General features: G+C 70.6%; 13 protein-coding genes. 5 read left to right on the top strand and 8 right to left on the bottom strand.

Going from position 1 to position 14273, the window contains the following annotated elements:
* Window positions 1–42 precede the first annotated feature (42 nt).
* Entirely contained in the window at window positions 43–246 is a 204-nt protein-coding gene (locus ABZ172_RS06245) for a DUF1918 domain-containing protein (RefSeq protein ID WP_356880687.1), read from the top strand.
* Window positions 247–550: 304 nt separating this feature from the next.
* Here the strand turns inward: ABZ172_RS06245 and ABZ172_RS06240 are convergent, their stop codons facing one another.
* From ABZ172_RS06240 to ABZ172_RS06220, 5 genes are all read right to left on the bottom strand, one after another.
* The gene (locus ABZ172_RS06240) at window positions 551–1822 is read right to left on the bottom strand and encodes an MFS transporter (RefSeq protein ID WP_356880685.1); all 1272 of its coding nucleotides are present in this window, start codon (window positions 1820–1822) and stop codon (window positions 551–553) included.
* Window positions 1823–2041: 219 nt separating this feature from the next.
* Window positions 2042–2740 (bottom strand): type 1 glutamine amidotransferase domain-containing protein, encoded by a 699-nt coding sequence (locus tag ABZ172_RS06235; RefSeq protein WP_356880683.1) that lies wholly within the window; start codon window positions 2738–2740, stop codon window positions 2042–2044.
* A gap of 130 nt (window positions 2741–2870) precedes the next feature.
* Window positions 2871–3458: a TetR/AcrR family transcriptional regulator gene (locus ABZ172_RS06230; protein WP_356880681.1), complete on the bottom strand. Its 588-nt coding sequence runs from the start codon at window positions 3456–3458 to the stop codon at window positions 2871–2873.
* A 41-nt stretch (window positions 3459–3499) separates the two neighbouring features.
* Window positions 3500–4336, bottom strand: a complete 837-nt coding sequence (locus ABZ172_RS06225; protein WP_356880679.1) for an alpha/beta hydrolase — start codon at window positions 4334–4336, stop codon at window positions 3500–3502.
* 620 nt (window positions 4337–4956) lie between these two features.
* Entirely contained in the window at window positions 4957–6213 is a 1257-nt protein-coding gene (locus ABZ172_RS06220; protein ID WP_356880677.1) for a family 10 glycosylhydrolase, read from the bottom strand.
* A 198-nt stretch (window positions 6214–6411) separates the two neighbouring features.
* Here ABZ172_RS06220 and ABZ172_RS06215 point away from each other — a divergent pair, with 198 nt between their 5' ends.
* Window positions 6412–7269, top strand: coding sequence for a 3-hydroxybutyryl-CoA dehydrogenase (locus tag ABZ172_RS06215; protein ID WP_356880675.1), 858 nt, complete (start codon window positions 6412–6414; stop codon window positions 7267–7269).
* A gap of 567 nt (window positions 7270–7836) precedes the next feature.
* On the opposite strand, the gene ABZ172_RS06210 is transcribed toward ABZ172_RS06215, so the two are convergent.
* Window positions 7837–8184, bottom strand: a complete 348-nt coding sequence (locus ABZ172_RS06210; RefSeq protein WP_356880673.1) for a histidine kinase dimerization/phosphoacceptor domain-containing protein — start codon at window positions 8182–8184, stop codon at window positions 7837–7839.
* A gap of 256 nt (window positions 8185–8440) precedes the next feature.
* Here ABZ172_RS06210 and ABZ172_RS06205 point away from each other — a divergent pair, with 256 nt between their 5' ends.
* Window positions 8441–9166 (top strand): SDR family oxidoreductase, encoded by a 726-nt coding sequence (locus ABZ172_RS06205; RefSeq protein ID WP_356880671.1) that lies wholly within the window; start codon window positions 8441–8443, stop codon window positions 9164–9166.
* Between the two features lie 256 nt (window positions 9167–9422).
* On the opposite strand, the gene ABZ172_RS06200 is transcribed toward ABZ172_RS06205, so the two are convergent.
* Window positions 9423–10364 (bottom strand): AraC family transcriptional regulator, encoded by a 942-nt coding sequence (locus ABZ172_RS06200; RefSeq protein WP_030632294.1) that lies wholly within the window; start codon window positions 10362–10364, stop codon window positions 9423–9425.
* Window positions 10365–10444: 80 nt separating this feature from the next.
* Between ABZ172_RS06200 and ABZ172_RS06195 the strand changes: the two genes are divergently transcribed.
* Together ABZ172_RS06195 and ABZ172_RS06190 are read left to right on the top strand one after the other, a co-directional pair.
* Complete coding sequence (locus ABZ172_RS06195; protein WP_003949696.1) at window positions 10445–11287, top strand: NAD(P)H-binding protein; 843 nt, start codon at window positions 10445–10447, stop codon at window positions 11285–11287.
* Window positions 11288–11385: 98 nt separating this feature from the next.
* Complete coding sequence (locus ABZ172_RS06190) at window positions 11386–11997, top strand: NAD(P)H-dependent oxidoreductase (RefSeq protein ID WP_003949695.1); 612 nt, start codon at window positions 11386–11388, stop codon at window positions 11995–11997.
* Window positions 11998–12028: 31 nt separating this feature from the next.
* On the opposite strand, the gene ABZ172_RS06185 is transcribed toward ABZ172_RS06190, so the two are convergent.
* Window positions 12029–13918, bottom strand: coding sequence for a S9 family peptidase (locus ABZ172_RS06185; RefSeq protein ID WP_003949694.1), 1890 nt, complete (start codon window positions 13916–13918; stop codon window positions 12029–12031).
* Window positions 13919–14273 lie beyond the last annotated feature (355 nt).

Genomic DNA, 14273 nt, shown 5'->3' with positions numbered 1-14273 from the left:
ACTTGTCGACATGGACCGCCACCCGTGAGGAGGTCACTCCCGATGGAGGCACACGCGGGCGACCGGCTGCTGACGCACGGCAGGACCGTGGGACGGCACGACCAGGTCGCGGAGATCATCGAGGTGCTCGGCGACGGGGGCGGCCCCCCGTACCGGCTGCGCTTCGAGGACGGACACGAGACGATCAGGTCCCCGGGGCCCGACAGCGTCGTCCAGCACAAGGCCCCCGAGGACGAGAAGCACTAGAGCGTTCCGTCCGGGCATCGGACCGCCGGTCCGATCGCGCCGTCGGCCGACGCGCGGCGGGCGCGGACGAAGCGGTCGTTGGCTGATTCGGACGCCGATCCCCTCACCGACCGGACGCCGAGGCCGGTATCCGGTCGGTGACGGCTGCCGTCCGGGTCACGTGAGGCAGGCGGTTCCAGGGCCGGCTCTTGGCGGTGCGGGCGGACGGGGCGTACCGGTCACGGACCGTCCGGGCCCACGCGGAACACGCGTGCTGACTTCGCGAGCTGCCGACGACCCGGGGGTACGGCCCGGCCGCGGAGCTTCAACGGACCGTGCGGGGCCGGGCGAGGAAGGTCAGCGCCAGGGCGACCGCCGCCAGTCCGGCCCCCGCGGCGAACACGGGGACCGCGTCCCACAGGCTGCTCAGTGCCTGCACCAGGACAGGGAAGGCGAAGCCGGCGTACGCCAGGCTGTAGAAGACGGCGATCGCGGTGGCTGCGTGCTGCGCGGGGGCCAGCGTCTCCACCAGCCGTAGTCCGCTCACCAGGAGGATGCCGTAGGCCGAGCCGAGCACCACGGCGGCGGCGCCCAGCACGGCCGGGGAGCCGGTGCCCGCGGTGAGGGCCGCGAGGAGCATGCCGGCGATCGCGGCGGTCATGCCCGTCCGGAAGGGGGCGGCCGGGGAGCGACGCGCGAGCCGGCCCGCCCATGGCTGTACCGCGATGCCGGTGCCCAGCGTGAGCGCGGCGACGGCGCCGCTCGCGACGGGACCGAAGTCGCCGAGAGACACCACTGCGGGCAGGGCGGTGAAGGACACGGTGGCGGCCCCGAAGATCCATGGCGCCGTGGGCAAGACGGCGGCCAGGAAGGCCCGGTCGGTCAGGTGGGCGCCGGGGCGGCGGTCCGCCGCCGGGCGGCGGGTGTCCGGGCCGTGCCGGCGCCGGGCGGCCTCCGGGGCTCGGAGTACCAGGGGCAGTACGAGCGCCACGAGCGCGATGTGGACGAGGTAGGACGTGGTCCGCGGTGCGGGCAGCCACTGGACGAGGGCTCCGGACAGCAGGGGGCCGACGGCGAAACCCGCGGTCAGCGCGACGGTCGCTCGTCGTGCTCCCGAGCCGGGTGTCCGGGCGGTGTCGGACAGTTCCTTGATCCACGCCGTGCCCGGCCCGAAGGCGGCACCGGCACTGATCCCGACGAGTATGCGCCCGGTCAGGACGGTGGCGAACGTCCCGTCCGAGAGCCACAGCACCGCCGAGCCGAGCGCGGAGAGCAGCAGTGCGGCCAGGAGCGACCGGCGGCGGCCGATACGGTCCGAGACGCGCGCCGCGACCAGCAGGGCCGGGACGAGCCCCAGTGCGTAGGCCCCGAACAGGCCGTCGGCCCGGGTCCCGCTCAGGTGGGTGTAGGCGTGCAGCAGGGAGGCGAACATGTTCGCTCCCCATCCGACGACGAACACGGCGGCGGCCGGCCGGGCCCATGCAAGACGCGCGGCCCCCGGCGTAACGCGGGTTCCGCCGCCGCTCCGGGCCGGCGACGGTGCGGTGGACGGGGGTGCGGGCGCGTCGGGGGCGTGGGTGGGGGCGTGAACGAGCATCGGTTCTCGGTCCCTGCTCCGGTGCCGAAGGGCGCCGGTGATCGGTGTGGGGCCGCGGGGGTCCGGGGATCACGCGGCGCGGTCGAGGGGTGCGGACGGGCCCGGCCGGGGAGCGGCGACGCGATCGGGCGGCCCGGGGGGGCCCGCCGGGCCGGGGCCGTGTCGGCCGCCGGTCCGGCGGGATCATCGAGCCGCGCGCACGGCGTCACACCGGGACGCTCACGCGCCGGTCCCGGCACGCTCGGCGACGAAGGCGATGAGTGCGTCGGCGGCCGGACCGGAGGAGGCGGGATTCTGCCCCGTGATCAGCAGCCCGTCCCGCAGGACGTACGGCGCCCAGTCGTCGCCCTGGGAGTAGTCGCCGCCCAGTCGGACGAGTTCGTCCTCGACGAGGAAGGGGACCACGTCGGTGAGCTGGACGCCTTCCTCCTCGCTGTTGGTGAACCCGGTGACCCTCTTCCCCCGCACCAGCGGTGTGCCGTCCTCGTTCACCGCGTGCCGCAGGACACCGGGGGCGTGGCAGACCAGGGCGAGCGGCTTGCCGGCCCGCAGGGTGGTCTCGATCAGGCGGATGGAGGTGGCGTCCTCGGCCAGGTCCCACAGGGGGCCGTGGCCGCCGGGGTAGAAGACGGTGTCGAAGTCGTCGACCGAGACGGAGTCGAGGCGGACGGTGTGGGCGAGGGCGGCCATGGCCTCGGGGTCGCTCTCGAAGCGGCGGGTCTCGTCGGTCTGGTTGGCGGGCTCGTTGCTCTTGGGGTCCAGCGGGGGCCGGCCGCCGAGGGGCGAGGCGAGCACGAGGTCGGCGCCGGCGTCGCGGAAGCGGTAGTACGGGGCGGCCAGTTCCTCCAGCCAGAAGCCGGTCTTGCGGCCGGTGTCGCCGAGCTCGTCGTGCGAGGTGAGGACGATGAGAACCTTCATGGTTACTGCTCCTTCTGGTGGTGTGCCGGTCCGCTTTACAGTAGACCGGTCGTCTCTTGATAGGCATGAAACCGCGCGCGGACACGCGGGTACGGGGAGAGGTCGCCGCCAGGGCGGCGCGGCGGGGGTGTCAGAGGTGCAGGAGCCGGCGGGTGACCGTCATGGCATTGTCCATGGGGCCGGTATCGCGGTGGATCTTCGCCATGACGCTGGCACCGAGCCACAGGTCGTACAGGACCTGCGCGGTGGTGCGGGTGTCGTCGTCCACCGCGAGCGAACCGTCCTCCAGGCCGGCGGCGATCGCCCGCTCCAGGCGGTCGACGATGGCGGTGGTGCCCTCCTTCAGCGCGAGCCGCATCGACTCCGACAGGTCGGCGACCTCCGCGCCGAGCTTCACGGCCAGACACTTGCCCTGGCACTCGTCGACGCTCTGCGTCTCGCGCCAGGTCTGCCAGTAGTTCATCAGCCGCTCCGCCGCCGTCGGGCCCGGTTCGCCGAGGATGCGGTCCATGTCGGCGAGGTAGTCGCCGAAGTACGACCGCATCATCGCCTCACCGAAGGCGTCCTTGGAGTTGAAGTAGTGGTAGAACGACCCCTTGGGCACTCCGGCCGCAGAGAGGACCTCGTTGATCCCCACTGCGGCGAACCCCTTGTGGGACATGATCCGCTGGGCCGTGTCGAGAATGCTGCGACGCGTGTCGCCCTGGGTGGCTGGCATGGTCCCCACCTTAGCGTCGAATAGACCGGTCGTCTAGCTGGTCAGTGACCGAGGAAGTCCAGCAGGATCTCGTTGACCTCGGCGGTGTGCGTCGTGAGGAGACCGTGCGGGGCGCCCTCGATCTCGACGTACCGCGCGGCGGGCAGGGCCTTGGCGAAGCGGCGCCCGGTGGCGTCGATGGGCAGGGTGCGGTCGGCGGTCCCGTGGACGATCAGCGCCGGGACGTCGATGCGGGGGATGTCGGCGCGGAAGTCGGTGGGCCAGGTCAGCGGCGCAGCCGCCGAGGCGATCGCACCGGCGCCCGCCGCCACGCCCCAGGCATGGCGCACCGCTTCCTCGCTGACCCGGGTGCCGAGGTACTCGTCCAGGTTGAAGAAGTCGTTGTAGAAGCCGGTGAAGAAGGCGTAGCGGTCGCTCTCGACGGCCTCGGAGATGCCCTGGAAGAAGGAGGCGGGGGCGGCGCCGTCAGGGTTGTCGTCCGTGACGAGCAGGAAGGGTTCCAGCGAGGCCAGGAAGACCGCCTTGGCGACGCGGGCGGAGCCGTAGGTGGACAGGTAGCGGGCGACTTCGCCGGTCCCCATGGAGAAGCCGACCAGGACCGCGTCGCGCAGATCCAGGGTCTCCATGAGGGTGTGCAGGTCCGCGGCGAAGGTGTCGTAGTCGTAACCGGTCGCGGGCTGGCTGGACTTGCCGAAGCCGCGCCGGTCGTAGGTGATGACCCGGTTGCCGGCCGCCAGCAGGGCGGGCACCTGCCCCTCCCAGGAATTGCCGCCCAGGGGATAGCCGTGGATCAGCACGACCGGCCGCCCCTCCCCCTTGTCCTCGTAGTGCAGCTCGATGTCGGTGCTGTTCTCCGTGCCGACCTTGATGCGCCCCATGACACGTACCCCTTCGGGAAGTGGTGAGCGGAACCGGCGTGCGCCGCGTCCCGATGCCGAGAACTATACGACCGGTCTAATGGAACGTCAACGGGCGCCTCCGCGAGCCGCCCCCGCCCGCGCACGCGACGGAAAGCCGACGACGGTCGGCCCGCGGGCAACGGGGCGAGCCCGCGGAAGCGCCCAGCGCTTCGCGGCCGGTCGGGCGTGGGCCTCGCGCGGTGCGCAGGGTGCGGCGGCCGGGAGGGCGCGGATGCAGCCGTCACGACCGCCGGGGCGGCGGCCCCGGCCGGTCGGCTTCGCGCCCGGCCCCGAGCTCGGCCGACAGGGATCCGGCGTTCACCGGCTGGGCGCCGTGGACGTCCGCGTACCGCGCGATGTCGTCCACGCTGCACGCCCGCAGCGTCGCGACCGGTCCGGGAAGGCGGCTGACGGGCCGCTCCGCACCGGGATCCGGAACCGGAAGGGACGTCCCAGGCCCTGCACGCGGGCGCCGGGGCACGAGCGGCTCACGACACCCGCGCCGCCCACGTCCCGCGCGCGCCAGGCCCCGGCCCGCCCTGCACACCAGGCCGGGCAGGGCGGGCGGGCCCGGGTCAACGCAGCGCGACCGGCTCGGTTCAGCGTGGCGCGCGGGCGCGCGCCTGGTAGTGGTCGGCGACCACCCGGGCCATGGCCCCGACGGGGTCGGTCTTCACCTGGGTCGCCGAGAAGTAGACGTGCCCGCCCGCCTCCGGGTGGTCCGCGGCGAGGTCCAGGTGCCGGGAGAGTTCGGCGGGGTCCTGCCAGGCGGCCGGCTGGGCCGGGTCGCCGGCCTTGTAGAGGGCCTCTCCGACGTACAGCCCGACGCCGGTCCCCCGGACGGTCCCGGCCCACCAGGACAGCAGCTTCGCGTAGTCGGCCGCGGCGTAGCCGATGTTCCAGTAGATCTGCGGGCAGATGTAGTCGATCCAGCCCTCCTTCACCCAGGTCCGGGTGTCGGCGTGCAGGTCGTCGTAGGTCTGCACACCCGCGGCGGTGTCGGAGCCCAGCGGGTCGGTCGAGGCGTTCCGCCAGACCGCGAAGGGGCTGATCCCGAAGCGGACGCCGCTCCTGACCTCCTTGATCCGTGCGGCCGTCTCGCGCACCAGCCGGTCGGTGTTGTCGCGCCGCCAGGCCGCCCGGTCCGTGAAGTCCCCGCCGTGCGCCTCGAACGCGGCGTCGTCGTCGAAGGTCTGGCCCGCCACCGGGTAGGGGTAGAAGTAGTCGTCCCAGTGCACCGCGTCCACCGCGTAGCGGCTGACCGCGTCGAGCATCGCGTCCTGGACGAAGGCCCTGACCTCGGGCAGGCCCGGGTTGTAGTACAGCTTGCCGCCGTACGGCAGGACCCAGTCCGGGTGCAGCCGCGCGGGGTGGGTGGCCACCAGCCGGGCCGGGTCGGTGTGGTTCGCGACCCGGTACGGGTTGAACCAGGCGTGCAGCTCCAGCCCGCGGGCGTGCGCCTCGGTCACCGCGGTCCCCAGCGGGTCCCACCCCGGGTCCTTGCCCTGCACGCCGGTGAGGCACTGGGCCCACGGTTCGTACGACGAGGGCCACAGGGCATCGGCGCTCGGGCGGACCTGGAGGACCACGGCGTTCAGCCGGAGTGCGACGGCCCGGTCCAGATGGGCGATCAGCTCCGCCTTCTGGGCCGCGGCGGTCAGGCCCGGCGCCGAGGGCCAGTCCAGGTTGGCCACGGTGGCGATCCACACCCCCCGCATCTCGCCCGCGTCCGCCCTGCTCCCCCGGTACGGCCGGGGCGACGGCCTGCGGGCCGCGACGGCATCACCCGCCGTCATCATCGCGGCCACCGTGCCCGCCGCCCCCATCACCCATGACCTCCGGCTCATACGACGCATCTGTGTACCTTTCGCCTCTCGGTTCCCCGGGTGCCACGTCGTCCGCACGTGACACAGATCATGCCCACCTCAGGACCTCACGACCCGCAGCCCCGAACAGCCCGGTCGCGGGATAACGTCGTGGGATCGAGGCGGGCACCGGAATCAAACGGGAACTGCCGCACGAAGATCAGCGAAAGGCACGAGGTGACGGACTCTATGGCCGACATTGCACGCGTCGGAGTGGTCGGCTGTGGCCAAATGGGCGCAGGCATCGCGGAGGTGTGCGCCCGCAGCGGCCTCGAGGTCAAGGTGGCCGAGACCACCGGCGAGGCTCTGGAGATAGGGCGTACCCGGCTGCACAATTCCCTCTCCAAGGCCGCCGAACGCGGCAAGATCACCGTGGCCGAGCGCGACGAGACCCTCGCCCGCCTCAGCTTCACCACCGACCTCGGCGAGTTCGCCGACCGCGATCTGGTGATCGAGGCCGTCGTGGAGAACGAGCACGTCAAGACCGAGATCTTCCAGGTGCTCGACCAGGTGGTGACCCGGCCGGACGCCATCCTCGCCTCGAACACCTCGTCCATCCCGCTGGTGAAGCTGGCGGTCGCGACCTCCCGGCCCGACCAGGTCATCGGCATCCACTTCTTCAACCCGGCCCCGGTACAGCGCCTCGTCGAGCTGATCCCGGCGCTGACGACGTCCGACGAGACCGTCAAGCGGGCCGAGGCCGTCGTGCAGAACGTGCTCGACAAGCACGCGATCCGCGCCCAGGACCGGTCGGGCTTCGTCGTCAACGCCCTGCTGATCCCCTACCTGCTCTCGGCGATCCGGATGTTCGAGTCGGGCATCGCCAGCCGTGAGGACATCGACAACGGCATGGAGATGGGCTGCGCCCACCCGATGGGCCCGCTCAAGCTCGCCGACCTGATCGGCCTGGACACGGTGGCCTCGGTCGCCGACTCCATGTACGCCGAGTACAAGGAGCCGCTGTACGCCGCTCCCCCGCTGCTCCAGCGGATGGTCGACGCGGGGCGCCTCGGCCGCAAGACGGGGTCGGGGTTCTACGCCTACTGACCGTCCCCCCCGGGCGGGCCGTCGCTCACGTCGGCAGGCCCGCCGGGGCACGTTCCTCCAGTTCAGGACCGTGTACGTCCCGAAGAGCCTCGTCTCCTCCTGCCGACCCGACACCATGCCGGAGCGTTGCGGAGCGACGGCGCGGATGCGCGGGACCGAAGCCCTGGGCCTTTCAGCGCTGTCGCAGCCTTCCGTTCTTGTACTGCGAAAACTCCCTCGGATGTCCCTCCGACAGAGCTGAAAGTCCCTGAAAAGTCCCTGGCAACTCGGACCTGGGACCTACGCATTACGAGACCGAGAGCGATCATGTTGACCGGTGCAGCGTGATGCGGCCTGGAGACATCTGAGCTGATCAGAGAAGGTGCACCGTGTTGGGGCGTGCTGCCTCGTGCTGCCGCGTCCAAAGGCATCTGTCCACCGGCTGTCCACCGCTGCACCTCGGCGCTCACCCCCGTGACGACCACCCTCTGGCCCGTCGGCACCGCGGAGGCCGCCCAGCCACTCAGCCGTCCGCGCTTGTCCGTGTTGCACAAGCGCCCAGTGCATAGGCGCTTCGCAGCAAGGGCATCAACCACCCAGGGAGGAGGCGTCCCGTCGTTCGCCGCTCCGCGGATCGAAGTCGACACAGGCTCCGGTGGGACGGGCCGTCTCGATCAGACCGGAAAGAGTGTCGAGGGATTTGACGCCCTCGTCTTGGTGACCGACACCGCGGAGCAGTCCGACCAGACGACGCAGGTCATCCAGGATCGCGTTGCTCTGCTTGCGGATCTCCAACGCTCCGGAGCGGGCCTCGCCCGGTGCCGAGGCGGTCTGCCGAGCGACGACCGAGGCCATCAGTGAAATTCCGGACAGACGGTGGGCGACGATGTCGTGCAGTTCGCGCCATCGCCGCCCGTTCCAGGGCGAGGGCCTCACCGATCTTGGCATCCCGCTCACGGGTGACCGCCGCCAGAGTCTCCTGCTGCGCGGCCCGCGTCGCGCGCTGCGCGGCGATCACGGAAGCCGGCAGCGGTGCGACCCGTAGGGCGGCCGCGGAAATCCCGCCCGCCCGCACGAACCGCGGGCCCTCCGCTCCGGTGGCATGGATCGGCACAGGAGACGCGTGAGTAGAGTGACTATTTGATCGATCATTCATCGGTCCCTACTCGGAGGGCCGGACAAGGTGGGACAAGTGGACCAGCGAGTGACTGTGGTCACCGGCGGCAGTCGGGGCATCGGCGCGGCGATCTGCCTGCGGCTGGCGGCCGAGGGGCACGATATGGCCGTGGGCTACCGGTCGGACGCCGAGGCCGCGGAGGGCGTGGCCGAAAGGGTGCGTGCGCTGGGCCGGGCGGCTGTGGCAGTCGCGGTCGACACCGCCGACGCGGCAGAGGTGGACCGTTTGTTCGATATTGCTGCCGAGTACCTGGGGCCGGTCACCGGGCTGGTGAACAACGCCGGCGTGAGCGGGCCGGTGGGAGCACTGGCCGACGCCGACCCTGAGGGGATGCGACAGGCCCTGAGAGTCAACGTCCTCAGATACCTGCTTTGTGCCCGTCGGGCCATCAGGGACATGGCGGCGGGCGGGGCTATCGTGAACGTCTCCTCCGCAGCCGCGACCCTGGGCAGCCCGGGGACCTACGTCCATTACGCTGCGGCCAAGGCCGCCGTGGACGCCATGACGGTGGGACTGTCCAAGGAAGTGGCGGCCGACGGGATCCGGGTCAACTGCGTGGCACCGGGCACGATCTGGACCGATTTCCACGCCGACCCGCAGCGGCCCGCCAAGATCGCGGCACTCGTCCCCATGGGCCGCGCCGGCCAGCCCGAGGAGATCGCCGGAGCGGTCGCCTGGCTGCTCTCGGACGACGCCTCCTACGCGACCGGCACGGTGATGCGGATCGCCGGCGGGATGTGACCACAGACGACTCCGGCACCTCGGACAAGGCCGGCGGCCCTCCCACAGGGAGTCCGTTCCCACGCAGAGCCGGAACAGCGCTCCCGCGCGGCTGTCGAACACCACACCGAGCAAAGGTATCGAGCAGAGGGGCTCACTACTTCGGCGAGCTGACACGCCCTGCCGGTCATGGCGCACGTGCGGTGCGGGGGCGCAAACGCCCAGCTCGCCGGTCGCGGACTTCTTGCGTGAGTCCGGCGTCCGGCACATGGGTGCGTCAGCGTGCTTCGGTGGTCCGGCGGTAGGTGCTGGGTGTGACGCCGCGGGTCCGTTTGAAGGCCACGCTGAACGCGAACGGGTCCGTGTAGCCGACGGTGCGGGCAATGGACGCGACGGTAGCGGAGGGCTGCTCGGCCAGAAGGTCCGCGGCGAGTGTCATGCGCCAGTGGGTGAGGTAGGCCAGCGGCGCTTCGCCGAGCAGCTCGGTGAACCGCTTGGCCAGTGTCGAGCGGGACACTCCGGCACGGCGGGCCAGTGCGGCCACCGTCCAGGGCGCGGCCGGTTCGGCGTGCAGCAGGCGCAGGGCCTCGCCGACCACCGGGTCCTTCTGCGCGGACCACCAGGCCGGGGGACGCCGACCTGGCTCGTCGAGCCAGGTGCGCAGCGTGCACACCAGCATCCAGTCCAGGAGCCGGTCGAGCACCACCTGCTGGCCCGGTTCGTCGCGGGAGACCTCGGCGGCGAGATGATCGAGCACCGGGTCGCCGTCGCCGCCGGCGGGTACGCGCAGCACGACGGGCAAGCTGTCCAGCAGCCGGCGGCCAATCTCGCCGCTCATCGGGTAGGCGCCGATGACCAGGGTCGTTGTGCCGTGCCCCTCCCCGTCCTCGCCGGGTTCGTGCCAGCCGAGCCGATGGCGGGTGCCGCCCTGCTCGGGGGCGGCGCACTCCTCACTGCAGACGAGGGGCTCGGCAGTGGTTGCCGGGTCGTCGACGAAGGTGAAGGTCGCGGGGCCGCGCACCACGACCGTGTCGTGGGGGCCGAGCCGTTCGGGCGGATGGCCGTCCAAAACGATCCAGCCGGTGCCTGTGAGAACGGTGCACAGAGTCAGTGGGGGCCCGTCCACGAAGTGCAGGGACCAAGGTGGGGACAGCGTCGAACTACCGAACAGTGAGCCGTGCGCTCTCACGCCTCGAAACAGCTCGCTGGTGATGTCCACCCCACCAGAGTAGACGATTACAAAGGCAAGGCGGCTCTTCACCCATGGGAACGTCCGGGCGGCCCGTGTTGAGTGGAGCCATGAACACACACACTTGTCTTGTGGTTGGCGCGACCGGCCGGACGGGGCGCCGTGTCGCAGCCCGGCTGCGACTTCGCGGCATCCCGGTGCGCGCGGCCTCCCGGTCCAGCCAGGTCCACTTCGACTGGTCCCAGCCGGCTGGCTGGGACGCCGTCCTGCACGGCATCTACGCGGCCTACGTGGTGCCCCCGCCGGTGCCGGGCCCGGTGCACGCATTCGCGGCGCGGGCAGCGGCCGCCGGGGTGCGACGGCTGGTGCTCCTCTCCGGCCGCGGTGCGGACGGCTGGGGCGGCTCCATGTTCGGGCGCAACATGGTCTCCGCCGAGGAGGCCGTCCGCGGTGCGCCTCTGGAGTGGACCGTGCTGCGAGCGTCCAACTTCGCCCAGAACTTCGGCGAGGACGTATTCCACGCACCGCTGCTCGCCGGCGAACTGGCGCTGCCGGCCGGGGACGTTCCCGAGCCCTTCGTCGACGTGGAGGACATTGCGGACGCTGCAGTCGCGGCACTGACCGAGCGTGACCGGCACGTGCGGCAGGTCTACGAGCTGAGCGGGCCCCGCCCCGTCAGGTTCGCCGAGGCCGTCGAGCTGATCGCGCGGGCATCCGGACGGACGCTCACCTACCGGCAGATCACCTGTGACGCGTACGTGGCGGAGCTCGTCGGGCAAGGCGTAAGCCGGCACGAGGCCGACGAGGTCGCCGAAATGTTCGCGTTGATGGCGGGCGGCTCGGTCTCCGAGACGACCGGCGACCTCACCACCGTGCTGGAACGCGCGCCGCGAACCCTCGAGGAGTACGTCGTCCGCGCGGCCGCTGCCGGCGTCTGGAATGCCCCGCAGTGAGGCGCCGACCACACCCCGGCCGCTCACGGACCGCATCCCCGCACACCCACACCCGCGAAGACCTCCGAAACCCGGCCCACACCTAAGGACGTACCGCCATGAGCACAGACGAGACCTCTCGCACCCTTCTTGTCACCGCGCACCCCGACCCCGGCTCCCTCACCCACTACATCGCGGAACGTCTCAGCACAGCCCTGCGCCCCGGCGCCGTCGAGGCCGCAGACCTGCACCAGGAGGGCTTCGACCCCCGGTTCACCTCGGCGGACCGTCGCGCCTACCAGGAGGGCGGCGGCCACCCACCCGACGTGGTTCGCGAGCAGCAGCGCCTGGATTGGGCGACCGACCTCGTTCTCGTTTTCCCTGTGTACTGGTGGTCCGTACCAGCCCTCCTGAAAGGGTGGATCGACCGGGTCTTCGTCAACGGCTGGGCCTTCGAGTACGCCGCCACAGGAGGAGTACTGCCCAAGCTCCAGCGACTCACGACGCACCTGCTACCGATAGCAGGCGCCGACGCCGGCGCATACGAGCGGCACGGCTACGAGATGGCGCTGCGCACACAACTCACGCACGGTCTCATCGACTACGTCGGCAGCCAGCGCGGAGCCACCGCCTTCGTCCACGACTCCGAACAGCCTTCCACCGGGGCCGCCGTAGACCACGCGGTCCGCACGCTGGCCAGCGCCGTCGGAGCCCCTGTTTCCCGTTCCTGACCCGGGGCCCGGTGGAAGTGGGCCGCAGTGGCTATCCGTCCCTGCCGGGTCCGAGGTGTTCGCCCAGGAACCGCTCCACCGCGCGGTAGACGGCGGTCAAGTTCTCCGGGTTCTCGATGGAGTGCCCCTCGTCCCCCATGAGGATGTACTCGACGAGGGCTCCACGCGCCCGGAGGGCATGGACCATGTTGTCGGATTCCGCCTGCGCCACTCTCGCGTCGTTGGCGCCCTGGGCGATGAGCAGCGGTGTGCGGATCTGGTCCACCCGGCTGATCGGTGAGCGGGTCAGCATGTCGGCTTCCTGGTGCGGATCCGCAGGGTCGCCGACCCAGCGGAACCAGTTGGCGGCAAGGGCCGGCCGGACGAACTCCGGCTGATTGCGCAGGAAGTTCGCAAGGTCGGAGACCCCGAAGATGTCCACGGCGGCGGCGAAGACGTCGGGGGTGAAAGCGGCGCCCACCAGCGCTGCGTAGCCTCCGTAGGAGCCGCCGAGGATGGCCACCCGGTCCGGGTCCGCGTATCCCTGGGCAACGGCCCAGTCGACCCCGTCGATCAGGTCATCGTGCATCTTGCCGGCCAGCTCCCCGATACCGGCCTTCATGAACGATTTGCCGTACCCCGTGGAGCTGCGGAAGTTCACCTGCAGGACCGCGTAGCCCCGATTGGCCAACAGCTGGACCAGAGGGTTGAAACCCCAGCTGTCCCGGTCCCAGGGGCCGCCGTGCACGAGCAGAGCCAGCGGCAGTCGGTGCGGCTCCACCCCGAGCGGCAGCGTCAGGTGCGAGGGAAGCGCAAGACCGTCCCGAGAGGTGATCGTCACCGGTGTCATAGACGCCAGTTGCTCGGGATCCAGGTGACCACGGGGACGGAACAGGAGCCGGCTCTCGCCTGAGGAATGGTCGTAGTAGTACGCGGCCCCAGGATCGCGGTCGTGGGTGAAGCTGACGACCCACCGCTGCCCGGTCTCGTCTGACGAGATGTCGGCCAGGTCGCCGGCGGACAGTTTCTCCAGGTTTTCCAAGACCTCGGCGAAGTGCGGGTCCAGCGCCTTGATCACCTGTCGTTCCCCGAGATATCGAACCCCGATGAGTTCACCGGTACGCCGACTGAAGATCAGAGGGGAGGGCAGCGAGGGAAACACGCGGGCCCGAGTGTCCAGGTCGTAGCGCGGGTGAGAGTCAACCACAGTCTCTTCACCAGTCACCGTGTCCAGCCGGACCACACGAAGCCTGTCCGAGTCCTGGTACGAGCCATGGAGCACACCACTTCCGTCAGGAGTGACCTCCAACGGATAGACGCCCAGCGGATAGTCCCCACCCTCGAACCACGCCAGGTGGCACGAGGTCTGCGTGGACTCGTCCCACCGTGAGAGCCGTAGGTCGCCTCGTTCGCTGACCTCGCTGGTGAGGGGGCCCGCACTGCCGCCGTAGAAGAGAGTGACGGCCGCGCCCGCGGTGTTCTCCGCGAGCATCCGCAGGTCACCGGTGGCGATATCCAACTCGAAGAGGTCGAACACAGCGGGATTCCGGCTGTTGGAGGAGAACACCGCCTTCCCCGGCCGAGAGGTAGGAAGCTTCAGATCTGTGATGCGCGCACCGGGAAACGGCGTCAGGTCGACAGCCGCTGCGTCCGGGACGTCGAGATCGACTCGGTACAGGTGACTGTTCTCGTCGCCGCCCTGATCCCGGGTATAGAGCAGCCACCGCGGATCATCCGTCCAGTGATAGCTCAGCAGGTTGCGGTCCTCAGAGGTGACCCGCCGCGCCTCCTCCGGCGCTTCGACACTCCCGACCCACAGGTTCAGACGGTTCTCCCAAGGAGCCAGATAAGCAATCTTTGTGCCATCCGGCGAGATAGAGGCCCTCGAACGCCTTGGAGGCGCGAAGAACTCCTCAACGCTGATGATCGTCGGCAATGCCATATCAGTCCTTCCCGTTGTTACGCCGGACAGCAACGGCAGAACCCCGGCGGTGGCAAGGAACCTGAGCGGGTACGCAACCTTGAGTCGCCGCCTTCCCGCAGCCACAGCTGTCACTTAGTGACAGTGTCACTAAGTGACAGGTTGTGTCAACTGTCGCTGCGGACAGTCGGCCAGATACCGGGAGACGGTGAGCCTGCACGGCATGGATGCCGTATCGACTCTCCGGCGGGCCGGTCGGGCCGGAGGTTCAGGTCGTCCCGGGCCAGGATCCGGTGGACGGTGGCAGCCGGCACCCAGAGATCGGGCCGAGTTCGCCCGGGTGCCACACGGGCGGCGACAGGTCATCTCCGAGGGC

Source organism: Streptomyces sp. NPDC006296, assembly GCF_040613235.1.
In the GTDB taxonomy this organism is placed as follows: domain Bacteria; phylum Actinomycetota; class Actinomycetes; order Streptomycetales; family Streptomycetaceae; genus Streptomyces.
The sequence above is the reverse complement of the archived record's forward strand: the minus strand, read 5'-3'. Positions and strand labels throughout refer to the sequence as shown.